Annotated in this window: 17 protein-coding genes; 12 read left to right on the forward strand and 5 right to left on the reverse strand. The window is 71.6% G+C overall.

Translation table 11 applies throughout. The features are described 5' to 3' along the window. Window positions 1-705: 705 nt before the first annotated feature. A complete protein-coding gene (locus NYO98_RS03840) occupies window positions 706-1,911 on the reverse strand; it encodes an LCP family protein (protein WP_268110204.1) in 1,206 nt (401 codons plus the stop codon). Between the two features lie 25 nt (window positions 1,912-1,936). Here NYO98_RS03840 and NYO98_RS03845 point away from each other — a divergent pair, with 25 nt between their 5' ends. From NYO98_RS03845 to NYO98_RS03885, 9 genes are all read left to right on the forward strand, one after another. Beyond that, on the forward strand, window positions 1,937-2,440 hold the full coding sequence (locus tag NYO98_RS03845) for an acyl-CoA thioesterase (RefSeq protein WP_268110205.1): 504 nt from the start codon (window positions 1,937-1,939) through the stop codon (window positions 2,438-2,440). A 123-nt stretch (window positions 2,441-2,563) separates the two neighbouring features. Then, the gene (locus NYO98_RS03850) at window positions 2,564-4,120 is read left to right on the forward strand and encodes an LCP family protein (RefSeq protein ID WP_268110206.1); all 1,557 of its coding nucleotides are present in this window, start codon (window positions 2,564-2,566) and stop codon (window positions 4,118-4,120) included. Between the two features lie 31 nt (window positions 4,121-4,151). Next, window positions 4,152-5,081, forward strand: coding sequence for a glycosyltransferase family 2 protein (locus NYO98_RS03855; protein WP_268110207.1), 930 nt, complete (start codon window positions 4,152-4,154; stop codon window positions 5,079-5,081). After that, window positions 5,078-6,004 (forward strand): glycosyltransferase family 2 protein, encoded by a 927-nt coding sequence (locus NYO98_RS03860; RefSeq protein WP_268110208.1) that lies wholly within the window; start codon window positions 5,078-5,080, stop codon window positions 6,002-6,004. Before NYO98_RS03855 ends, NYO98_RS03860 begins: the two co-directional genes overlap by 4 nt. Before the next feature lie 36 nt (window positions 6,005-6,040). Further along, window positions 6,041-7,249 (forward strand): UDP-galactopyranose mutase, encoded by a 1,209-nt coding sequence (gene glf, locus NYO98_RS03865; protein ID WP_268110209.1) that lies wholly within the window; start codon window positions 6,041-6,043, stop codon window positions 7,247-7,249. Then, window positions 7,246-9,315 carry a glycosyltransferase gene (locus NYO98_RS03870; protein WP_268110210.1) on the forward strand — a complete coding sequence of 690 codons (2,070 nt, stop codon included), beginning with the start codon at window positions 7,246-7,248 and terminating at the stop codon, window positions 9,313-9,315. Before glf ends, NYO98_RS03870 begins: the two co-directional genes overlap by 4 nt. Beyond that, a complete protein-coding gene (locus NYO98_RS03875) occupies window positions 9,312-10,295 on the forward strand; it encodes an ABC transporter permease (RefSeq protein WP_268110211.1) in 984 nt (327 codons plus the stop codon). Before NYO98_RS03870 ends, NYO98_RS03875 begins: the two co-directional genes overlap by 4 nt. Then, on the forward strand, window positions 10,295-11,089 hold the full coding sequence (locus NYO98_RS03880) for an ABC transporter ATP-binding protein (protein ID WP_268110212.1): 795 nt from the start codon (window positions 10,295-10,297) through the stop codon (window positions 11,087-11,089). Before NYO98_RS03875 ends, NYO98_RS03880 begins: the two co-directional genes overlap by 1 nt. 169 nt (window positions 11,090-11,258) lie before the next feature. Further along, window positions 11,259-13,982 carry an FG-GAP-like repeat-containing protein gene (locus tag NYO98_RS03885; RefSeq protein ID WP_268110213.1) on the forward strand — a complete coding sequence of 908 codons (2,724 nt, stop codon included), beginning with the start codon at window positions 11,259-11,261 and terminating at the stop codon, window positions 13,980-13,982. A 21-nt stretch (window positions 13,983-14,003) separates the two neighbouring features. Here NYO98_RS03885 and NYO98_RS03890 read toward each other — a convergent pair whose 3' ends face one another. The 4 genes from NYO98_RS03890 to cofD form a co-directional block, all read right to left on the reverse strand. After that, a complete protein-coding gene (locus NYO98_RS03890; protein WP_268110214.1) occupies window positions 14,004-14,726 on the reverse strand; it encodes a TIGR03089 family protein in 723 nt (240 codons plus the stop codon). A 3-nt stretch (window positions 14,727-14,729) separates the two neighbouring features. Beyond that, the gene (locus NYO98_RS03895; protein ID WP_268110215.1) at window positions 14,730-15,467 is read right to left on the reverse strand and encodes a DUF3105 domain-containing protein; all 738 of its coding nucleotides are present in this window, start codon (window positions 15,465-15,467) and stop codon (window positions 14,730-14,732) included. Window positions 15,468-15,540: 73 nt separating this feature from the next. Further along, the gene (gene cofE / locus NYO98_RS03900) at window positions 15,541-16,560 is read right to left on the reverse strand and encodes a coenzyme F420-0:L-glutamate ligase (protein ID WP_268110216.1); all 1,020 of its coding nucleotides are present in this window, start codon (window positions 16,558-16,560) and stop codon (window positions 15,541-15,543) included. Further along, window positions 16,557-17,600: a 2-phospho-L-lactate transferase gene (cofD, locus tag NYO98_RS03905; RefSeq protein ID WP_268110217.1), complete on the reverse strand. Its 1,044-nt coding sequence runs from the start codon at window positions 17,598-17,600 to the stop codon at window positions 16,557-16,559. The genes cofE and cofD overlap by 4 nt, the downstream gene beginning before the upstream one ends. Window positions 17,601-17,744: 144 nt before the next feature. Here cofD and NYO98_RS03910 point away from each other — a divergent pair, with 144 nt between their 5' ends. The 3 genes from NYO98_RS03910 (at window position 17,745) to NYO98_RS03920 (ending at window position 22,409) form a co-directional block, all read left to right on the forward strand. Next, entirely contained in the window at window positions 17,745-18,002 is a 258-nt protein-coding gene (locus NYO98_RS03910) for a WhiB family transcriptional regulator (protein WP_056605988.1), read from the forward strand. An 83-nt stretch (window positions 18,003-18,085) separates the two neighbouring features. Next, a complete protein-coding gene (locus NYO98_RS03915) occupies window positions 18,086-21,001 on the forward strand; it encodes a glycosyltransferase family 2 protein (protein ID WP_268110218.1) in 2,916 nt (971 codons plus the stop codon). Continuing rightward, complete coding sequence (locus NYO98_RS03920) at window positions 20,994-22,409, forward strand: DUF5719 family protein (RefSeq protein WP_268110219.1); 1,416 nt, start codon at window positions 20,994-20,996, stop codon at window positions 22,407-22,409. Before NYO98_RS03915 ends, NYO98_RS03920 begins: the two co-directional genes overlap by 8 nt. Window positions 22,410-22,412: the final 3 nt, after the last annotated feature.

Genomic DNA, 22,412 nt, shown 5'->3' on the forward strand with positions numbered 1-22,412 from the left:
TACGCGCAACAGTTGACGTCGGCTCCCTGAACCCGAACCTGGGATGCTTTGTAGGACCTCGAGTACGACACGAGCCACCGCGTCCGCGTATGGCGCCCGCTTGATGAGGTCAGCAGTGAAGTAGAGAGCATGCCGGGTGTCAGATCGATTGCAATCGTCCGCCAAGGTCAGAAGCAGGGTGGACTTCCCGCTTCCACGACGACCAAAGATCACTTGGTGCTGCTCACGTCGGACTGCTGCAGCGTGGCCGTCTAGATCAACGTAGATCGGCGTTTGGCCTGGACGCGTTCGCAGGTTGGTACGGATCAGATCAACGAGCTCGGAGGTGAGCCCGCTTGTCTCACGCGAGCGAACGTCGTCGGTCATGAGGCCCCCGGGGTGTGTGCATCGTGTAGCGGTGTCTTCAGCGTACGCAATGCACACAGGCGTAACGCGCGCTCAAGTGAACCAGCCGTCGCTCGGCGGGGCACACGCGACGAGGCGCGATGTTAAGTCCTCCCCGACACTGATAGTTGACTGCGTACCTGGCCCGAGTCGCCATCAACGCGACGGCGGAGTTGGAGGGGTCTGGCTGACGGCCAACTGCGAGTCGGGACGGGCTGGCGAAGTGGCCCAATCTGGGCGCTTCGTAGCGCCACCCCGCGCTGCGAAGCACAGCCGCCCGACGCACCAGCGGCATGGCTGCAGCGTCGAGGTGGGCCGCGCCTACTGGCGGGGCCGGCCCGTCGGGGTGCAGGCCTTCGCCGGCACCTTCGTGTCCTCGATGATCGCGTCGAAGAGCGCGGGCGCCCGGTCGGGGTCGGCGATGATCCGGTTGGGGTCGCTCGGCGCGGACAGGTTCGGCATCGTGCAGGTCTTGCTCTCGCCGGTCATCGCGAGGGCGAACCGGCCGAGGTCGATCGGGTTCATCTCCTCGTCGACGCGGATGGCGCCGGCGGCCGCCTCGTTGATCCGCCAGTAGCGCACGGGATTGAGGAACGTCCACGGCGTCATCGCCTCGTCGCCGAGCGCGCTGATCACCTCGCGCTGGCGGGCGACGCGGTCGAGGTCGCTGAGCGCGGTCACGTGGCGCGAGCGGGAGTACGCCAGCGCGGTCAGGCCGTCGACCTCCTGGCAGCCCTTCTTGACGTCGAGCCGGGCCATCGGGTCCTTCATGTCCTGCTTGGGGCAGATCTCGACGCCGCCGAAGGCGTCCACGGTGTTGATGACGCTGCCGAAGCCGAGCTCGACGTAGTGGTCGATATGGATCCCGGTGAGCTTCTCCACGCTCGACACCAGCAGCGGCGCGCCGTCGATGGCGAAGGCCGCGTTGATCATCTGCGTGCCGTGGCCCGGCACCTCGGTCAGGGTGTCGCGGGGGATCGACATCATCGTGCGGCCGCCCGAGCCGGTGTGGAGCACGATGATCGTGTCGGTGTTGGTGCCGCCCCGCTCGCCGGTCTGCAGCGCCTTGCGCTGCTCGTCGGTGAGGTCGTCGGCCTTGTCGGAGCCGACGATGAGGTAGTTGGTGCCGGGCTGGTCGGCGGGCCGGTCGCCGCTGGGCGCCGCGTCGACCTTGTCGATCTTCGTCCAGTGGTAGAGCGGGACGCCGAGGAGGTAGACGAGCAGCAGGACCAGCACGAGGGGGATCAGGGCGAGGCGCGGGCGCCACCGGCGCTTCTTCTTCGGGCGCGGCGGCGGGGCCGTCGCGGGCGTGCGTCCCGTGGCGGGCGGCGGCTGGCCGCCCGAGCCGCGCGCCTCGCGACGCGCGACCGGCATCACCCGGGTCTCGTCGGTCCGGCCGCGCTGCTGCTGCGCCTCCACGCGCTGCGTGGCGTCGCTCGGCGGGTTCTTCGACTGGCTCCCGTAGAGCCAGTCGTACTCGGGTGTTCCCTTCTCGGGCACCCCGGAGCCCTGCGGACGATCAGCCATGGGCGATGACGCTACCGTGCGGGTCATGAGCGAGCGCAGTCCGCGCAGCACGTCGTACAGCCGGGTGAGCCTGGGGATCATGGCCCACTCGAGCGAGGCCAACCTGCTGGGCAACGTCCACGGCGGGGAGATCATGAAGCTCGCGGACTCGACGGCCGGTGCCGTCGCGCACCGGCACAGCGGCGGGCCGGCGGTCACGGCGGCGATGGACGAGATGACCTTCCTCGCGCCCGTCCACGTCGGCGACATCATCAAGACCTACTCGCAGGTCAACTGGGCCGGGCGCTCGTCGATGGAGATCGGCGTGCGCGTGGAGGCGCAGCCCTGGGGCAACGCGGGCGACGAGCCGGTGCACGTGGCCAGCGCCTACTTCGTCTTCGTCGCGATCGACGAGGACGGGCACCCGCGGCCCGTGCCGCCGCTCGAGACGGAGACCCCCGGCGACGTACGACGTCAGCGCGAGGCCGAGATCCGCCGCGCGCACCGGCTGGCGCGCAAGGCCGAGATCGACCGGGGCCGCGAAGGCTGACGAGGGGCGGCCCCGGCGGGTCTGCTGCCCTGACCTGCCGGCCCCGGCGCGTCGCGACAGGGTGGGACGGGTGTGACTGGTGATACTGGGCGGGCTGACTTCCCCCAGCAGAGAGGCCCCCCGATGCCGTCCGTCCCGCCCTCCGGGTCGCACCAGCAGCGGTTCACCACGATCGACCGCGCCCAGCGCGTCCGGTTCCGCCGCGCGGTGACGCTGATGCTGATGACGCTGTTCCTCCCGGGATCGGCCCAGCTGGTGTCCGGCAACCGCAAGGTCGGCCGCCTCGCGCTGTGGACGTGGCTCACGCTGCTCGTCGTGGGCGTGCTGACCGTCGTGACGTCGTACTTCTGGCACGGGCTCGCCTTCTGGGCCGGCACCAGCACGGTGCTGCTCCAGGTCCTCCGCCTCGGCCTGATGGCGCTCGCCGTCGGCTGGGCCTACCTCTTCGTGGACGCCTGGCGCCTCGGCCAGCCCCTGACCCTGCAGCGCCAGCACCGGCTCGCGGTGGTCGGCGTCAACGGGTTCCTGTGCTTCAGCGTCGCCGGTGCCCTGCTCTTCGGCGCCCACGTCGTGAGCGTCCAGCGCGACTTCATGATCTCGATGTTCGGCGACGGCGACGCCGTCGGCGCCCACCACGGCCGCTACAACGTGCTGCTCATGGGCGGCGACGCGGGAGCCGGCCGGTGGGGCCTGCGGCCGGACTCGATGACCGTCGCGAGCATCGACGCCGAGACCGGCAAGACGGTGCTGGTCTCGCTGCCGCGCAACATGCAGAACTTCCCGTTCCCCGAGGGCTCGGTCATGGCCGAGCAGTTCCCCCACGGCTTCGACGAGGAGGGGATGTACCTCAACGGGCTCGCGACGTGGGCGCTCGACCACGCCGAGCTGTTCAAGGGCTCGAAGAACCCCGGCGTCGACGCCACGATCGAGGGCGTCGAGGGCATCACCGGCCTCAAGATGAACTACTGGGCGATGGTCAACCTCGAGGGCTTCAAGGACCTCGTGGACGCCGTCGGCGGGGTGGAGCTCACCGTGCGCCAGCGGATCCCGGTGGGCCTGCCGAGCGACTCGTTCTTCCGCTACATCGAGCCCGGCACCCGCACGCTGAACGGCATGGACACGCTCTGGTTCGCCCGTGCGCGCCACGACTCCGACGACTACTCGCGCATGGCGCGCCAGAAGTGCGTGATGAGCGCGATGCTCCAGCAGGTGAGCCCGCAGGTCGCGCTGCGCAACTTCGAGAAGATCGCCGGCGCCAGCTCGGCGATGGTCTCCACCAACGTCCCGCGCGGGGAGGTCGACCGCTTCGTCGACCTCGCGCTCAAGGCCAAGAGCCAGAAGATCGCCACGCTCTCGCTCGTGCCGCCCATGGTCAACACGGCGAACCCCGACATCGACCTGGTCCACGCCAAGGTGCAGGCGGCCATCGCCAGGGCGGAGGGGCGAACGCCCGAGAAGCCCGCCGAGACCGCCGAGGCCGCGCCGGCCGGGACGTCCGAGGCGCCCGGGGCCACCGGCACCGCCGGGGAGGCCGCCGACGCCGCACCGGAGCAGGACGGCGCCGCGACGCCGCCCGCGCCGACGCCCAGCACGCCCCCGGCCGTGACCGGCGGGTCGCTCGGCTCGCTGTCCACGGGCTACGCCGCCAACCAGTCGGAGGACCTCGGCGCCGTTTGCTGAGCGCGCCCGTGACGCCCCTAGTGTGTACGCCGTGACCACCGGACCCCTGCCTCGCATCGTCGCGGTCGTGGTCACCTTCAACCGCCTGCCGCTGCTCCAGAAGCTGGTCGAGCGGCTCGGGCAGGTCGACGGCCTGGCCGAGGTGCTGGTCGTCGACAACGCGTCGTCCGACGGCACGGGGGAGTGGCTCGCCGACCGCCCGACCACCGGCGAGATCCCCCTCAGCGGACGCACCCTCAGCACCAACCGCGGCGGCGCCGGCGGCTTCCACGACGGCCTGGCGTGGGCGATCGACCGCGACGCCGACCTGGTGTGGCTGATGGACGACGACGGCCTGCCCGACGTCGACTGCCTCGACCACCTGCTGCTCGAGACCGACAACCTCGACTTCTGGGGTCCCCTGGTGGTCGACGAGGCCGACCCGGACCGCCTCGTGTTCCCCATCCGCCTGCCCGGCAGCACCCGCGTCGTGCACGCCGTGGACGACGTACGCCGCGCCGCGAAGAAGGACCGGATCGCCGGGATCGTGATCCCCTTCAACGGCGTGCTGGTCACCAAGGAGCTCGTCGACCGGATCGGGCTGCCCCGCGAGGAGTTCTTCATCTGGGGCGACGACCACGAGTACCGCCTGCGGGCCGAGGAGGCCGGGGCCCGCGTGGCCACGGTCGTGACCGCGACGGTGCGCCACCCCAGCGTCGGCAACCTCGGCACGCCGATGATGTTCGGTCGCACCACCTACAACGACTCACCGAGCGACCTGAAGCACTACTGCATGGCCCGCAACAACCTGGTCAACCTCCGCGACTACCGCGGACCGCTCCACGCGCTGGCGTTCGTCGTGAAGACCGCCTGGTTCTACACCTTCACCCGCCCGAGCCTGTCCCGCCTGCGGCTCAGCGCCGGCGCGATGCGGGCCGGCATCGCCGGGGACTTCGACGGCCACCGGAGGTTCCTGTCGTGACCACCCCGGCCGCCCGGTCGACGGAGACGGTGGCGGTCGTCGTGGTCACCTACAACCGCGCCGACCTGCTCGCCCGGCTCCTCGACGGCCTCGCCGCCCAGACGCGACGACCCGACGCCGTGGTCGTCGTCGACAACGCCAGCACCGACCACACCCGCGAGGTGCTCGAGGGCCGATCGGACCTCCCGCTGCACGTCACCTGGAGCGAGGAGAACCTCGGCGGCGCCGGCGGCTTCCACCTCGGCGTGCGGGCGGCGTACGACGCCGGGTGGGACCGGGTCTGGCTCGTGGACGACGACGTCGTGCCCGCGCCCGGCTGCCTCGAGGCGCTGATGGCCGTGGACGAGGACTGCCTCATCGCGGTCCGCGAGGACCTGTCCGGCACGATGGTCGAGAAGGCCGCCGTCGAGTTCGACCTGCGCAACCCCCTGGCGATCAAGCCCAAGCGGTCCACGGTCGACAGCACCTACGCCGACCGCGCGTCGATGCCCGAGCTCGTCGAGGTGCACAACGTGGCCTTCGAGGGCTTCATGGCCCGCCGCGGCGTGGTGGAGGAGATCGGCTTCCCCGACCCCTCCTTCTTCATCTTCTACGACGACGCGGAGTACGCCGTCCGCGCGCGCCGCGCCGGCCGCCGGATCTGGGCGGTCCGCGACGCCGTCCTGGTGCGCCAGCTCGACTTCAACCAGCAGCACGACCTGTCGGGGTGGAAGGGCTTCTACATGTACCGCAACCTCTTCGTGGTGCACCTGCGCCACGGGGAGAACGTGCTGGTGCGCCTGAAGCCGTGGCTGATCACCCTCGTGGTGGTGCTGCTGAGCCCGGTGCGAGGCGGCCGGGCCGAGGCCCGCAACGTGATCCGCGCCATGGCCTCGGCACGGGGCATGCGCCGCCTGACGGCTTCCGCCCGCCCCCCTCGATAGACTCACCCCGCGTTTCTCACCCAAGGAGTTCATCCCTTGTCCCAGGGCCCCACGAACGACACAGCACAGCTTCCCGACCTCGTCATCGTCGGCGCCGGGCTGTTCGGTCTCACGATCGCCGAGCGGTGCGCCGAGGAGCTCGGCCTCCGCGTGCTCATCCTCGAGCGTCGCCACCACCTCGGCGGCAACGCGTACTCCGAGCGCGACCCGGAGACCAACGTGGAGGTGCACAAGTACGGCGCGCACCTCTTCCACACCTCCAACGAGCGGGTGTGGGAGTACGCCAACCGGTTCACGTCGTTCACCGACTACCGGCACCGCGTCTTCGGCAAGTACCAGGGGCAGGTCTACTCCCTGCCGATGAACCTCGCGCTCATCAACCAGTTCTTCGGCAAGTCGCACACCCCCGACGAGGCCCGCGCGCTCATCGCCGAGCAGTCGAGCGAGATCGCCACCGAGGACGCCTCCAACCTCGAGGAGAAGGCGATCAGCCTGATCGGCCGCCCCCTCTACGAGGCGTTCATCAAGGGCTACACCGCCAAGCAGTGGCAGACCGACCCCACCGAGCTGAGCGCCGACATCATTACGCGGCTGCCCGTGCGCTACACCTTCCAGAACGGCTGGTTCAGCGACACCTACGAGGGCCTGCCCGTCGACGGCTACACCGCCTGGCTGACCCGGATGGCCGACCACCCCAACATCGAGGTCCGCCTCGAGACCGACTTCTTCGAGGTCGCCGACGACTACAAGGGCAAGGTGCCGATCGTCTACACCGGCCCGGTCGACGAGTACTTCGGCAACTCCGAGGGCCGGCTGTCGTGGCGCACCGTCGACCTCGAGGAGAGCGTCGTCGACACCGACGACTTCCAGGGCACCGGCGTCGTGAACTACAACGACCAGGACGTCCCCTACACCCGCATCATCGAGTTCAAGCACTTCCACCCCGAGCGGGAGAAGACGCACCTGCCCGGCAAGAGCGTGATCGTCCACGAGTACAGCCGCTTCGCCGAGGAGGGCGACGAGCCGTACTACCCGGTGAACACCGCCGACGACCGCGCCAAGCTGATCAAGTACCGCGAGCTCGCCAAGGCCGAGCCGATGGTCCTGTTCGGCGGCCGCCTGGGCACCTACAAGTACCTCGACATGCACATGGCCATCGGGTCCGCGCTGTCGATGTACGACAACAAGCTCAAGCCGCACTTCACCGAGGGCGCCGAGCTCACGAGCGGAGGCATCGACGCATGAGCGACCCGTCCACCACCACCACCAGCACCACCACCAGCACCGCGACCGTCACCCGGCTGCTGCAGCGGCAGATCCTGCCGATCGACCGCGACACCGACGTCTTCCCCCTCTACGTCGACCTCGAGGAGGCCAAGCTCGACACCGACCGCCACGCGGTCGGCGGCGACAAGGCGGCCAAGGACCTCAACAACGCGGCGATCCGCCAGTCGACCTCGACCGGCAAGAAGCTGCACCCCGACCAGATCCGCTCGCGCACCGCGCTGCAGCTCCGGCCGTCGCAGCCGCTGTCGTTCGGCACCTACTTCAACGCCTTCCCGGCGTCCTACTGGCGCCGGCACACGGTCGTCACCGACGTCGACCTGACCGTCGACGTGGTCGGCGCGGGCAGCGTCGTCATCGTCTACAAGTCGATGGCGCGAGGCCACGCCCAGCGCGTGGACTCCGCGGTCGTGGAGGGGGAGGGCGACGACGCCCGCGGGTCGTTCTCCTTCTCGCTTCCGCTCAAGCCGTTCGTCGACGGCGGGTGGTACTGGTACGACGTCGTCGCCGGCGACCACGGCGCGGTCGTCGAGGGGGCCGAGTGGACCGCGCAGGTCCCGGCCGACCGCGCCGAGCACGGCACGGTCGACGTCTGCATCACCACGATGCTGCCCGACATGAGCGCCCAGCTGCTCGGCCAGCTCGGCGACGCCGAGGAGCTGCAGCCCTACCTCGACACCGTGATGGTAATGGACCAGGGCAAGGACAAGGTCACCGACAGCGCCTTCTTCCCGGCGGCCCAGGCGGGCCTGGGGGACAAGCTGCGGGTCATCGTGCAGGGCAACCTGGGCGGCTCGGGCGGCTACGCCCGCGGCCAGCTCGAGAGCGTCCGCAAGGGCACGGCGACCTACGCGATGATGATGGACGACGACGTCGTCTGCGAGCCCGAGGGCATCATCCGCGCGGTCACCTTCGGCGACCTGGCCAAGCGTCCGACCATCGTCGGCGGCCACATGTTCAACCTCTACAGCCGCTCCGAGCTCCACTCCTTCGGCGAGATCGTCCAGCCGTGGCGCTTCTGGTGGCAGACCCGCCTCGACGGCTACAGCCAGTGGGACTTCGGCGCCCGCAACCTGCGCTCGTCGCGCTGGCTGCACAAGCGCGCCGACGTCGACTTCAACGGCTGGTTCATGTGCCTGATCCCGCGGGTCGTGCTGGAGGAGGTCGGCCTCTCGCTGCCCGTCTTCATCAAGTGGGACGACTCCGAGTTCGGCCTGCGCGCCAAGGAGGCCGGCTACCCGACGGTGTCCTTCCCGGGTGCCGCGGTCTGGCACGTGCCGTGGACCGACAAGAACGACGGCGTGGACTGGCAGTCCTACTTCCACCACCGCAACCGGATCATCGCCGCCCTGCTGCACTCGCCCTACGAGCGCGGCGGCCGGATGGTGCGGGAGAGCCTCAACCACCAGATCAAGCACCTCGCGTCGCTCCAGTACTCGACCGCGGAGCTGCGCCACCTCGCGATGGAGGACGTGCTCCGGGGTCCGCACGCGCTGCACGGCGAGCTCGCCACGAAGCTGGCGGAGATCAACGCGTTCCGCAAGCAGTTCTCCGACGCCCAGCTGCACACCGACCGTGACGAGCTGCCGCCGGTGCGCCGCAAGAAGCCGCCCAAGAAGGGCAAGTCCGACATCGAGATCCCGGGCCGCAAGGCCACGCTGATCGCGGCCGGGCTCGCCCCGCTGCGCCAGCTGCGCCCGGTGCGGGAGATGGCCGAGGACTACCCCGAGGCCGAGCTGACCGCGATGGACGCCGGCTGGTTCAACCTCGCCAGGTACGACTCGGCCGTGGTGTCGATGAACGACGGCTCGTCGGTCGCCCTCTACAAGCGCGATCCGGTCCTCTACCGCGACCTGCTCAAGCGCACGCTGGAGATCCACCGGCGCTTCCACCGCGAGTGGCCGGCCCTGGCCCAGCAGTACCGCGACGCCCTCGGCGAGATCACCTCGCCCGAGGCGTGGGAGAAGACCTTCGCCCCCTGGACCGACCCGGCGGACCGTCCCGCGGACACGAGCGAGGCTACGTGAGCCAGTCGCGCCCCGCCTCGATGACGGCGCCGGATCCTGACCGGCGACCGGTCGAGGTGCGCCACGACCTGGCGCACGTGCCGCTGGCGGCGCCGTCGCGCACGTCCGGCGTGCTCGAGGTGTTCCGCCGCCGCTACCTGCTGCGCCTCATGGTGCGCCGTGAGATCAAGGCGCGCTACGCCGGTACGGCGTTCGGGCTGGCGTGGTCCTACATCAACCCCTTCACCCGGTTCCTGACGTTCTACTTCGTCTTCGGTCTGCTGCTCAGCCGGGGCTCGGGGATGCAGAACTTCGCCATCCACCTCTTCGCCGGCATGGTGCTGGTCAACTACTTCACCGAGTCGGTCACGGCCGGCACCCGTTCGCTGCTGTCCAACAAGGGCGTCATCGCCAAGATGGCGTTGCCGAGGGAGATGTTCCCGGTCGCCTCGATGCTCGTGTCGCTGTGGCACGCGATCCCGCAGGTGATCATCCTGACCATCGCCTGCGTCATCTCCGGCTGGGTGGGCGACGGGCCGCTCTGGGTGCCTGACGCGGTCGGGATGGCGGCGGCGCTGCTCGGCTTCATCCTGATCATGGTCTACGGCACCGCGTGCGGCCTCATGTTCTCGTGCATCAACGTGATCTTCCGCGACTTCCAGCGGATCGTGCAGACGTTCATGAACATCGTGCCGTTCACCGTGCCGATGATGTACCCGTACTACCTGATCGCCGACGGCGAGCGCATCCCCCTCAAGTTCCACGACCTCTACGTCGCGAACCCCGTCGCCGAGGCGGTCATGCTGATCCAGCGCGGATTCTGGTACCCCACCTGCGACGGACCGTGCGTCGTGGACCCGGCCACGGGAGCCGCACTGCCGGACTTCGTCAACGACCTCTACTCACGCGGCTTCATCATGCTCGGCATCGGCCTCGTGTTGCTGGCGGTAGCACAGTTCGTGTTCTCCCGCCTCGAGAAGACCGTCCCGGAGCGACTCTGATGACCACCTCGATCGTCGTGGACAACGTCTCCAAGACGTTCCGCTACCAGTCGCACCCGACCTTGAAGAAGGTGCTCCAGAACCGTCTCCACGGAAGCCGTTCGAACGAGACCTTCAAGGCCCTCGACGGTGTGTCCTTCGAGGTCAGGCAGGGCGAGTCCATCGGGTTGATGGGTCTCAACGGCTCGGGCAAGTCCACCCTGCTCAAGCTGGTGAGCGGTGTGATGGTGCCCGACGACGGAAAGGTGCTGACCCGCGGGCGGATCTCGGGACTGATCGCCACGGGTGCCGGCTTCCACAACGAGCTGACCGGGCGCGAGAACATCTACATGAACGCCGCCATGCTCGGGATGACGAAGGACGAGACGGACTCCAAGTTCGACGACATCGCCGGCTTCGCCGACGTCGGTCGATTCATGGACACGCCCGTCGGTAACTACTCCTCAGGCATGTTCGCCCGCCTGGGCTTCTCCGTCGCCGTCCACGTCGACTGCGACATCTTCATCGCTGACGAGGTGCTGGCGGTGGGGGACCGGCCCTTCAAGCGCAAGTGCCTCAAGCGGATGAAGGAGATCCGCGAGTCGGGCATCACGATGTTCTACGTCAGCCACTCCGCCGGCTCGGTCAAGAAGATGTGCGACCGCGCGATCGTGCTCGACAAGGGCAGGGTGGGCTTCGACGGCAATGTCGACGACGCGATCAAGTACCTCCACTACGACGGCGACGACGAGGAGCCGGACGGCGAGGAAGGTTCCGAGGACGAGCGCGACGACGCGCTCGCCAGCGACATCTGAGGCACTCCACGCCATTTCGTGGCAGGATCGCCGAGAATGACACGGGTGTAACGGCGTGTCGAGTGGAAATTACAACGTTGTAGTTACTCAGAAACCCTTCCGTGACTGATGTGACTGGTGTGAAACTCCTGCCTTGTGTGACCTTCCCCCACACAGCAGGAGTCTTGTCATGCGTCCTCTTCAGGCCCGCGTCGTCACCCTCTGCCAGCAGGTGCTGGCGCTGGGTGTCGTGCTCGTCGTGCTCACCCCCGCCTCCGGTGTCGTGTCCCTCGACATCGTGGGGGAGACGCCCGGCGCCCCCGCTGCCGACCCCGCGGGCCCTGCGGCCCTCATGTCGGCGACCGTCCCGACGAAGGCGGTGAAGCCCACCGTCACGGAGGTGCCGCTCACCGGCGCCGCGGGAGGCTTCGCCGGCCTGCGCGGGCGCACCGTCGCCGGCGGCGCGACCGAGGCGCGGGTGGTCAGCACCCCGCAGCCGATGGACGCCTTCGGCGCCGTCGGCGTCACGTGGCAGAGCGGCGAGGAGCTCGACGAGGACCAGATCACCCTCCGCGTGCGCACCCGCACCGGCGAGGAGTGGAGCGCTTGGGAGGACCTGGAGTACCACGACGAGCACGGACCCGACCCGGGCAGCGCCGAGGCGGCCAGTGCCCGCCCCGGCACCGAGCCCACGTTCGTCGGCGACGTCGACGACGTCCAGGTCGAGGCCCGCACCGACGGCGTCGCGCTGCCCGACGACCTCTCGCTCGCACTGGTCGACCCGGGCTCGAGCACGCGGACCGAGACCGAGGCGCCGGCCGACACCGCCGCCGTGGACCCCAGCGCGTCGTACGACGACGACTACGCGCAGCAGGACGCCACCGACCCGGCGTCCGAGGGCATCACCCTGCAGGCCGCGCGCAAGCAGGCCGTCGCGCAGCCCACGATCTACTCGCGCGCGCAGTGGGGCGCCGACGAGAGCATCCGCAACAAGAGCGCGCTGCGCTACGGCACGATCAGCGGCGGCTTCGTCCACCACACGGTCAACGCCAACGACTACACCGAGGCCCAGGTGCCGGCGATCCTGCGCAGCATCTACGCCTACCACGTGAAGTCCCGCGGCTGGAGCGACATCGGCTACAACTTCCTCGTCGACCGCTTCGGTCGCATCTGGGAGGGCCGCTACGGAGGCATCGACAAGCCCGTCGTCGGTGCCCACACGCTCAACTACAACGACTACTCCTTCGCGATGTCGGCGATCGGCAACTTCGACACCGTCCAGCCGCCCGACGTGATGCTGCGCGCCTACGGCCAGCTCTTCGCGTGGAAGCTGTCGCTGCACGGCGTCAACCCCGCGTCGACGTCGCAGAAGATCGGGCGCGGCACGTTCCAGGCGATCAACGGGCACCGCGACGCCGGGTCCACGGCCTGCCCGGGCAAGTACCTCTACGCGCAGCTGCCGCTGATCCGGACGTACGCCTCCCAGGCTGCGCCGGTGGTGACCCCGCCGCCCCCGCCGACCGAGGTGCCCATCTCCGAGCCGGCCCCGCAGAACAACCTGGACGCCCTGCCGTACCCGGACCTCGTCGTGCGCCGCGCCGCCGACGGCCGCGGCCTCGTCCTCCCCACCGGTGGCCTGACGTCCTTCCAGAAGCGGATCGTCGTGGGCAAGAAGGGCTGGGACGAGCGTGCCGACGTGCTCGTGTCGCCCGACCTGACCGGCGACGGCCTGCCTGACCTCGTGACGGCCGACCGGTCCGGTGTCGTCCGGGTGCGCGCCGGCAAGGGCAACGGCAAGTTCGGCACGACCACCCGCAAGCTCCGGCTGCGCGGCTACTCGCTGATCACCGCCGTCGGTGACATCAACGGCGACGGCCGCAACGACCTGGTGGCCCGCTTCAAGGGACGCCTGACCACCCTGCTGGGCACCGAGAAGGGCGGGTTCGCCCGCAAGGTGACCCGCAAGGGCTACGGCAACTACCGGCAGCTCATCGGCGCCGGCGACGTCAACGGCGACGGCCGTGCCGACCTGCTGCTGCGCACGAAGAACCGGCTGTTCCTGCAGACCGGGTACGGCACCGGCCGGTTCGCATCGCCCCGTCGTGTCGCCGGGTCGTGGAGCGGCTACAACCGCGTGATCGCCGGGGACTTCAACGGCGACGGGCGCTCCGACCTGGTCGCCCGGTCCTCGGCCGGCAACGTGATGTTGATGCCCGGCCGCGGCGACGGCACCTTCGGCGCGGCGCTCGGCCCGGCCACGAACCTCAAGTCGATGCGCTTCATCACCGGCGCCAACATGGTCGGCGGCGCCGGAGGGGACCTGATCGGCGTCGCGGGCAAGCAGCTCGTGGTCGTCGCCAACCGCGACACCTTCGAGCTCGGTGCGCCGATCGACACGGGCGTGTCCTTCGCCGGGATGGACACCATCCTCAACGCCGGCGACGTCAACCGGGACGGCTCCGGCGACGTGGTCACCCGCGACGGCTCCGGCCAGCTGTGGCTGTTCGCCGGCAACGGCACCGGGGCGCTCGCCGCCGGCTCCGTGATCGGCCAGGGCTGGGCGACGGTGCAAGGTCTCCGGGCCGTCGGTGACGTGACGGGCGACGGCCTTCCCGACCTCATCGGCACCCCGGCCGGCGGTGCCCTGATGGTCTGGCCCGGCAACGGCTCGGGCTTCGGCGCGGCCGTGCTGGTCAAGGGCGGCAGGGTCCCCGGCCCGGCCGGGCTGCCGTCGGACCTGTCCGGGTTCGACTGGGTGCTCGGCGTCCAGGCCATGACGCTCAAGGGGTCGGCCGACTACGTCGTGCGCGACCGGGCGAGCGGGGTGGCGTACGTCTACCCCGGCCGCAAGTCCGGCGTCTCCCACCCGCGGGTGCTCGGCGAGGGACTGGGGGCCTTCGACCTGGCCGGGTGACCGGCTTCCGGAGCGGAGCGATCAGGCCCGGGCAGTCGCCCGTTCGGCGTCGTGGACGTCGTCGAGGCGAGCCGGGTCGGGATTGCGGACAAGGACCAGCGAGCCGCCTCGTCCGAGGGGCTCGGTGAAGGTGGCCATTCCTGGTGGGGAAGCCGGGTCGGCCACCGAGAGAAGACGGCCGCCGTCGGTGAGACCACTCCCGACGGCGGCCGTCCTGTCATTCGTCCAGAGCCGGGCCTGGGTGAGGTCGTCGGTGGCGAGGTCGTCACCGGTCGGCGGGTCCCACGCGGCGAAGCCGTCGGGCTGCGACCAGATCTCCACGCCGACGTCGAGCACGCCGGCCGGGAGCTCGTCGGCGAACCGCACCCCCAGCGGGCGCAGGCTGCACGCGAGCACCGGGACCGAGCCGGCGCGGGGCGCCCACGTGTCGAGCCCGTCGGGCCCGCACACGACGGCGTCCGGGGCGTCGGAGGTGGTGACGCGCAGGCCGACCGTCCACGCGGCGCCCAGGAACACCGTCGAGAGCCAGTGCGGCGGGAGGTCGATGCGCAGCGACATGCCGCGCTCGAGGTCGGCGATGTCGGTCAGCAGGCCGGACGCCTTCGCCACCCAGTTGGCGTACGTCGTCACCGACAGCTCGACCCGCTCGTCGGTCGCGTGGTCGTAGAACGTCACGAGCGGACGTCCCGGATCACGGCGCAGCTGCGCCGCGAGCACCTCCGTGAACGTGGTGGCGGTGGTCATGCCTCAGACGGCGTTGGGCTCCGGGGAGTCCATGTAGGGGTAGTCCTCCATGAACGTCTCGAGGGCCGAACCGCTGACCTCGGAGCAGTACTGCCAGACGCCGACCTGCTTGGACGGGTCGGTCTCGCCGACGCCGCCGACCGACCAGTGGGTCAGCGCGACGTGCTGGCCCTTCGGGAAGGCCTTGCCGTCCTCGGACGTCCACGGCACGGCCTTGAACTTGTCGCGCAGGTTCTCCGTGCCCTGGAGCTTGGAGGCGATGCCGCGCAGGACGTCCATCTGGTCGGAGTCGTCGGCGATGGTCTCGTCGTACCAGAGGATCGTGAAGCCGTGCTCGAGGTTGTGCACGAGCTCGCCGAGCTCGGGACGGTCCGAGGCGGAGTAGAGCTTGCGCTCCATGCTGTCCCACATGTTCCAGTGCTGACCGAAGGCCGGCGGGGAGTCGGGGTAGGTCATCGGGGTGCCGACGTCGACGTGGTCCTGGCTGCCCTCGGCCGGCTTGGTGGTGACGTCCTGGCACACCGAGGCCTTGGCGCCGATCTCGCCGAGCGAGTCCGAGGCGTAGGCACGCAGGTCCCACCAGTCCTTGATCGGCTTGAACGCCGCGGCGCCCACGATCAGCGCTGCGACGAGGACGCACACGCCCACGATGGCCATCCCGCGACGGTTCTCGCGCTTGGACTGCTGGGAGCGGATGGAGTCGATGACCGCCTGACGGTCGGTCTTTGCCTGCTTGGCCACGGTGCTCGGTGTCTCTCGGTCGACTGCTGGAGGGTCCTGCTGGGCGCGACGATGGTGTCCGCGCTGGCAGAGTCTACGTAGTCGCAGGTGACACGTCGCACACGACGTCGTTTCCGGTGCGCTCCCAGGCGTCGATCCGCCAGCCGTGGGCGAAGCACACGGCGGCCACCGCCGCGTGGTCGGCGTCTCCGGGCAGGCGCAGGGCGGCGCGGCGGGGCTGGTCGTCGTGGGTCAGCAGGAGCGCGGACGACAGCGCCTGCCCGGTCCCGACGACGCGGGCCACCGCGGCGTGCAGCTCGTCGGGCGCGGCGGGCGCCCCGAACGGGGCCCGGTCGGCCTCGTCGCCGGCCAGGGCGCGTACGACGGCCTCGCGCGCGCCCCAGCCGAAGAGGTCGCCACCGTCGGGGCGCACCAGCGACGCGGCGCCGGGGCCGTGCTCGCCGGGCGGCAGCACCAGGTCGGCCCGCCCGCGCACGACCGCGACCGGCCGGCCCGCCAGCTTGCCCTGCGCGAGCTCCGCGGCGCCCGCGACCTCGTCGGCCACGGCGGGGAGGGTGACGGCGAGAGGGTTGCCGTGGGGGTCGGTGCGTCCGGCGAAGTCCTCGGCGACGAGCAGCCCCGCTGCGCCGATCGCGATGTCGGTCTGGCCCTCGCGCCACGCGCGGCCCGAGGTGTCGGTCACCACGACACCGACGTTCGTGCCGGTGCGCCGGTGCACCGCGTCACGCAGTGCCCGCGCCGACGCGTCCGGGTCGAGGGGGAGGAGCACGACCGACCCGGGGGCCACGTTGGAGGCGTCGACCCCGGCGGCGGCCATGGTGAGGCCGAGGCGGTTGCGCACGATCCGCACCGGACCGCGGCGCGCGACGACGCGGACCGTCTCCTCCTCCACGGCGGCGTCGCGCTCGCCCGCCCGCACGCGCCCCTCGGCCTTGCTCACCACCTTGCTGGTCACGCACAGCACGTCCCCGTCGGCCAGCTCGGCCCCGTGGCCGAGGGCGTCGAGGACCAGACCGGCCAGGTCGTCGCCGGCGGCGACCTCGGGCATCCCGTCCGGCGCCCACACCTCGAGCCGGCGGGAGGGAGTGTTCACGCCGGACCGTCGGTGACGAGCGAGACGGCGGCCGCGGCCATCGCCGCGGTGGCGTCGTGGCCGGACATCATGAGCGGGACGGCGGCGGCGCGGAGCCCGACCCGCTCCAGACCGGTCAGCTGCCCGGCGTCGCGCTCGTCGACCAGCCAGCCGTCGAGCACGCCCCCCGAGGTGCGCGCGCCGTAGTGGGCGCCGACGGCGCCGGCACTGACCTCGACCCCGATGCTCGTGAGCATCTGGGCCGCCATGCCGTGCACGTGGGAGGAGCCGACGATGGGGGACAGGCCCACCACCGGCGCGGGTGCCGCGCGGACCGCGTCGCGGATGCCGGGCACGCCGAGGATGGTGCCGACCGACACGACCGGGTTGGACGGCGGCAGCACGACCAGGTCCGCCTCGCCGATGGCCTCGAGGACGCCGCGGGCGGGCGTCGCGGAGTCCTGGCCGACCGCGAGCACCGCCTCGGCGGGCACCGCGGCCCGCAGCCGCACCCAGTACTCCTGGAAGTGGACCACCCGCCGCCCGCTCGGGCTGTCGGGATCGGCCACGGCGACGTGGGTCTCGACCCGGTCGTCGGTCATCGGCAGGAGGCGCACCGTCTCGCCGTGCAGGGGCGTGAGCCAGCGGCGGCACAGCGCCTCGGTGACCTGCGACAGCGTGTAGCCGGCCTCGAGCATCTGGGTCCGGACCAGGTGGGTCGCGATGTCGCGGTCCCCGAGGCCGAACCACGTCGGCTCCACGCCGTACGCCTCGAGCTCGGTGCGGGCGCTCCACGTCTCGTCGCGACGGCCCCACCCGCGCTCGACGTCGATGCCCTCACCTAGCGTGTACATCACGGTGTCGAGGTCCGGGCAGACCTTCAGGCCGTGGATCCACCAGTCGTCGGCGGTGTTGGCGACGACGGTGACCCGGGTGTCGGGGGAGCCGCCCGGCACGGCGCCGGAGCGCAGGCCGTGGAGGAGTCCCTGGAGGAAGCGGGCCCCGCCGACGCCGCCCGAGAGGACGGTGATACGGCGGAGCGTGAGCGCGGATGATGGCATAGGAACAGCCTGCCCGAAGCGGAATGGCCATATCAGATCCGGGCTTGACGTGGGGGGTACGACAGGCATGTAATTCCCACAGTGTCGTTATGTTGATTCAGTGTCTCGTTCAGTTCTGAAAACAGGGTCGAAAGGGCGTCAGCCATGAGAGCAGAACTGTTTCTTCTCGAGCCCGAGGGCGAGGAGTTCGGTTGGCAGGACCGCGCGCTGTGCGCGCAGACGGATCCCGAGGCGTTCTTCCCCGAGAAGGGCGGCTCCACCAGGGAGGCCAAGAAGGTCTGCCTGACGTGCGAGGTCCGCGACGACTGCCTCGAGTACGCGTTGATGAACGACGAGCGCTTCGGCATCTGGGGCGGCCTGTCCGAGCGGGAGCGCCGCAAGCTCAAGAAGCGCGCCGTCTGAGGTCCGGGCCGGTCCGGCCGGCCCGTCTCCAGCAGCACTCCGGCGGTTTCATGGAGCGCGGAGCCCCTCGCTAGGGTGCTCCGGTGACCGTCACAGCGCTCCTCGTCAGTCACGACGGGACGCGATGGCTCCCAGCAGTCCTGACCGGTCTGATCGGGCAGACCCTCCCGGTGGACCGTGTCGTGGCCGTCGACACCACGAGCCGCGACGACAGCGTCACCCTCGTCCGCGACGCGCTCGGCGAGCAGGTCGTGCTCGACGTGGTGCCCGGCTCGACCAGCTATCCCGCTGCGGTGCGCCACGGCCTCGACCTCGCCCCGCCGGCCGGCGACGACGAGTGGATCTGGCTGCTCCACGACGACAGCAACCCCGCCCCGACGGCACTCGCCGAGCTGCTCGACGCGGCCCGCGAGCACCCCTCCGTCGCGATCCTCGGCCCCAAGCTGCGCGAGTGGCCCTCGCTGCGCCGCCTCCTCGAGGTCGGCCTCACCATCACCGGCACCGGGCACCGCGAGACCGGTCTGGAGCGGGGCGAGTACGACCAGGGCCAGCACGACGCGGTGCGCGAGGTGCTCGCGGTCAACACGGCCGGCATGCTCGTGCGGCGCTCGGTGCTCGAGTCCCTGGGCGGGCTCGACGAGGACCTGCCCATCTTCGGCAACGACATCGACTTCGGCTGGCGCGCCGCGCTGGCCGGCCACCGCACGCTCGTCGTCCCGCAGGCCGTGGTCTTCCACGCCGAGGCCGCGCACCGCGGCATCCGTCGTACGCCGCTCACCGGGCGGCACACGCACTACCAGGAGCGGCGTGCCGCGCTGCTCACCTCGCTGGCCAACGTCTCCTCGCGCGGGTTCGCCTGGCAGTACGTCCGGCTCTTCCTCGGCTCGCTGCTGCGGGTCGTGGGCTTCCTCTGCGTGCGGTCGGTGGGGGAGGCGCTCGACGAGCTCGCCGCGGCGCTGTCCGTCCACGGCCGGCCGCGGCAGCTCCTCGCCGCGCGCCGCGAGCGGGCCCAGCTGCGGCAGGGTGACCCCGCCGACGTACGTCGTCTGCTGGCCCCGGCGTGGCTGCCCTACCGCCACGGCCTCGACTTCGTCACCGACCTCGCCTCGGCCGCCACCAGCCAGGCCGCCGACGTCGCCGAGCGGCGCCGCCTCGCCAAGGCCGCGGACGCGCCCGGCACGGGGCCGGGGGTGCGCGAGGCCCGGCGCGGCTCCGGGGGGTCGGAGGACGACGACGAGGAGGCCTACCTGACCGACTCCGGCATCGTCGCCCGCTTCTTCACCAACCCGGTCGCCGTGGTGCTGGCGCTCTTCGGCGTCCTGTCGCTGCTCGCCGCCCGGGAGGCCTTCGGCTCGATCACCGGCGGCGCGCTGTCGCCGGTGCCGGACGCGGCCGCGGACTGGTGGCGGCTGCACGTCTCGAGCTGGCACCCGCTCGGCACCGGCACCGACGTGCCGGCCCCTGCCTACGTGCTCCCGTTCGCGCTGGCAGCGTCGGTGCTGCTCGGCAGCACCGGAGCCGTCGTGTCCGGCCTCATGCTGCTCGCCGTGCCGGTGGCGGCGTGGGGCGCGTGGCGGCTGCTCAAGGTCGTCGGCCGGCTCGTCGACCCGCTCGGGCTGCCGCGCTGGCTGGTCGTGTGGGGCGCGCTGACGTACGCCCTCGTCCCCGTCACGTCGGGTGCCTGGGCCGAGGGGCGCTTCGGGACCGTGGCGGTCGCGGCCCTGCTGCCGTGGACGGCGCACGCCGCCCTCGGCTTCGTCGACCCCGACCGCGACCGGCGCTGGCGTGCCGCGTGGCGCACCGCCCTGCTGCTGGCCCTGGGCGCGGCGTTCGTGCCCGGCTTCTGGCTCTTCGCCCTGCTCGCGACCGCTGTGGTGCTCGGGGCCGCGGCGGTGATCGCTCCGCGCCTGCTGCGCGAGCGTGACAGCTGGGGCCCACCCGTGGTCGCCGTGGCCGCGACCCCGGTGCTCCTCGCGCCCTGGCTGCTGCCGCTGCTCACCACCGGCTCCGCGTCCGGGCTGCTGCTCGAGGCCGGACGCCTCACCGTCGACCAGGTGACCTTCGGCGGCCTGGTGACCGGCCGCCTCAACGACCTCGGCGCGCCGACGTGGCTCGGCGTGGTGCTCGGCCTGCTGGCCTTCGCCGCCCTCATCCCGCGGCGTACGCGCGTGCCGGTGCTGGTCTGCTGGCTCGTCGCCCTGGCGGCGGCCGTCGTGGCCGGCGTGCTGTCGCACGTGACCCTCGACCTGCCGTCGGTGGTCACCCGCCCGAGCCTGGGACTGTTCGTGGTCGTCCTGCAGGGCACGTGGGTGGTGGCCGTGGTGCTCGGGGCCGACGCCTACCTGCGCCGGCTCGCCGACCACCACCCGTGGTGGCAGCGCGGCCTGGCGGCGGCCCTCGCCGTGGTCGCCGCGGCCGTGCCCCTCGCCGGGCTCGGCTGGTGGCTCACCGCTGAGGACAGCGCCGACGTGCTCGCGCGCGACGCGGAGCAGTCCGTGCCGGTCTACATGCAACAGAGCTCGCTGCTGGGCCAGGAGCACGGCGTGCTCGTGATCAGCGGGTCCGTCGACGAGGGCGTCACCTACCGCATCCGGCGTGACGACGGCACGACCGTGGGGGAGGACGAGATCCTCACCCTCGCCGACGAGGACGCCGGGCTGACCAGCTACGTGCGCGACCTGGTCTCCGCGCCGACGCCGGCGGTCGTGGCCGACCTGGGTGCCCGGGGCGTGGAGTACGTCGTCCTCAGCTCGCCCGCGGACGGCCGGATCTCCTCCCTGCTCGACGCGACCGCCGGGCTGGAGCAGGCCAGCGCCGAGGACCGCACGACCCGCGCCTGGCGCGTGGACCGGCCGCTCGACCCCGCCTCGCTGGAGGGCCCCAGCCCGTGGTGGCGCACCGCGCTGCTCGTCGTCCAGGGGCTCGCGCTCGTGGTCGCGCTGGTGCTCGCCGCGCCCACCGTCCGCCAGCGCCGCCAGGAGGGGGACCGCGATGACTGAGCCCACCACTCCTCCTCCCGCATCCGGCGCCGCGCCCGGAGGGGGACGCCGCCGGGCTGCGGAGACCACGCGCGGACGGCCCTCGCCCGTGACCGTCCTCGCCGTCGTCATCCCGCTGCTGACCGTGGCCGCGCTCGCGCTCGTACGACCGGCGGAGCAGGCGTCCTCGTCCCACGCCCCCACGGAGGCACCGCTGGACCGCGTCACCGCGGTCTGCCCGGCCCGCCTGCCGGGCGCCGACGAGATCCGGATGGGCTCCACCGGGCTGGGGTCGGGCGAGCTGACGCTGCGCGTCGGACGCCGGACCGAGACCCAGGAGCTGTCCGACGGTGTCGCGGCGCGCACCGAGCGGCAGTACGTCGTCGTCAACGGCACCGGCGAGCTCGCACCCGGCCTCGTCGCGTCGCGCTCCGGCGGCGGCTCGGCGACGGGGTGCGACCAGCCCGCGCTCGAGCGCTGGTTCACCGGCGCCGGCGCGTCCGCCGAGCACACCTCCACCCTCACCCTCGTCAACCCCGACCGCGGACCGGCCGTCGCCGACGTCACGGTGTGGGACGGCAGCGGGCTGGTGGACGTCCCCGCGCTCCGGGGCGTGCGCGTCACCGGCGGCCGCTCGACCTCCTTCGACCTCTCGGAGGTGGCACCCAACCGCGACGCCCTGGCCCTGCGGGTCAGCGTCTCGCGCGGCCGGCTCGCCTCCAGCGTGGTCGACGTGGTCGACCCGGTCGGACGCGACCGCCCGGTGCGCGAGTGGCTGCCCGCCCAGGCCGAGCCCGCCTCGACGTCCTACGTCGCCGGCATCGGCACGACGCCCGCCGACCGGGTCCTCACGCTGGCCAACCCCGGCGACAGCGAGGTGCGGATCGCGCTCGAGCTGGTCAGCGACGAGAGCGAGTTCGCCCCGTCCGGCGTCGAGGAGGTGACCCTCGACCCGTCGACGGTCAGCGAGGTCGACCTCAGCGGCGTGCTGCGCGGGCGCAACCTCGCCGGCACGCAGGCGCTCCGGCTCGAGGCGACCGGTCCCGTCACCGCAGCCCTCCGCACCCGGACGCCGAGCGACCTCGCGCTGACGCCTGCCGGCTCCACGGTCGAGGGCGACGCGGCCGTCGCGCTGCCGGCCGGCGCCAAGCGCATCGTGGTGACCGGCGCGGCCGCCCCCGGCCTGGTGACGCTGCAGGCGTGGGACGCGGACGGCGCCGAGGTGGTCCGCGAGCGGCGGGTCGAGCTCGACCCGGCGACCGCGGCGCGGATCCGGGTGCCGGACGACGCGGTGCTGGCCCAGGTGCGGGTGGAGCGCACGGGTGCGGTCGTGTCGGTCGAGGTCAGCGACCGAGGCCTGTCGGTGCTGCCGCTGTCGCAGGTCGTCACGACCAGCGAGGTCGCGGACGTGCGACCGGCCCAGCGCTAGCCG

Origin of the sequence: Nocardioides pini, from assembly GCF_026712185.1 — a bacterium.
Classification (GTDB): Bacteria; Actinomycetota; Actinomycetes; order Propionibacteriales; family Nocardioidaceae; genus Nocardioides; species Nocardioides pini.

Bases quoted from the DNA above. Each gene is read 5' to 3' on its own strand.
- NYO98_RS03910 (WP_056605988.1), top strand. From the start codon at position 17,745: ATGAGAGCAGAACTGTTTCTTCTCGAGCCCGAGGGCGAGGAGTTCGGT.
- NYO98_RS03845 (WP_268110205.1), top strand. From the start codon at position 1,937: ATGAGCGAGCGCAGTCCGCGCAGCACGTCGTACAGCCGGGTGAGCCTG.
- cofD (WP_268110217.1), bottom strand. From the start codon at position 17,600: ATGCCATCATCCGCGCTCACGCTCCGCCGTATCACCGTCCTCTCGGGC.
- NYO98_RS03880 (WP_268110212.1), top strand. From the start codon at position 10,295: ATGACCACCTCGATCGTCGTGGACAACGTCTCCAAGACGTTCCGCTAC.
- NYO98_RS03885 (WP_268110213.1), top strand. From the start codon at position 11,259: ATGCGTCCTCTTCAGGCCCGCGTCGTCACCCTCTGCCAGCAGGTGCTG.
- NYO98_RS03890 (WP_268110214.1), bottom strand. From the start codon at position 14,726: ATGACCACCGCCACCACGTTCACGGAGGTGCTCGCGGCGCAGCTGCGC.
- NYO98_RS03840 (WP_268110204.1), bottom strand. From the start codon at position 1,911: ATGGCTGATCGTCCGCAGGGCTCCGGGGTGCCCGAGAAGGGAACACCC.
- NYO98_RS03850 (WP_268110206.1), top strand. From the start codon at position 2,564: ATGCCGTCCGTCCCGCCCTCCGGGTCGCACCAGCAGCGGTTCACCACG.
- NYO98_RS03870 (WP_268110210.1), top strand. From the start codon at position 7,246: ATGAGCGACCCGTCCACCACCACCACCAGCACCACCACCAGCACCGCG.
- NYO98_RS03920 (WP_268110219.1), top strand. From the start codon at position 20,994: ATGACTGAGCCCACCACTCCTCCTCCCGCATCCGGCGCCGCGCCCGGA.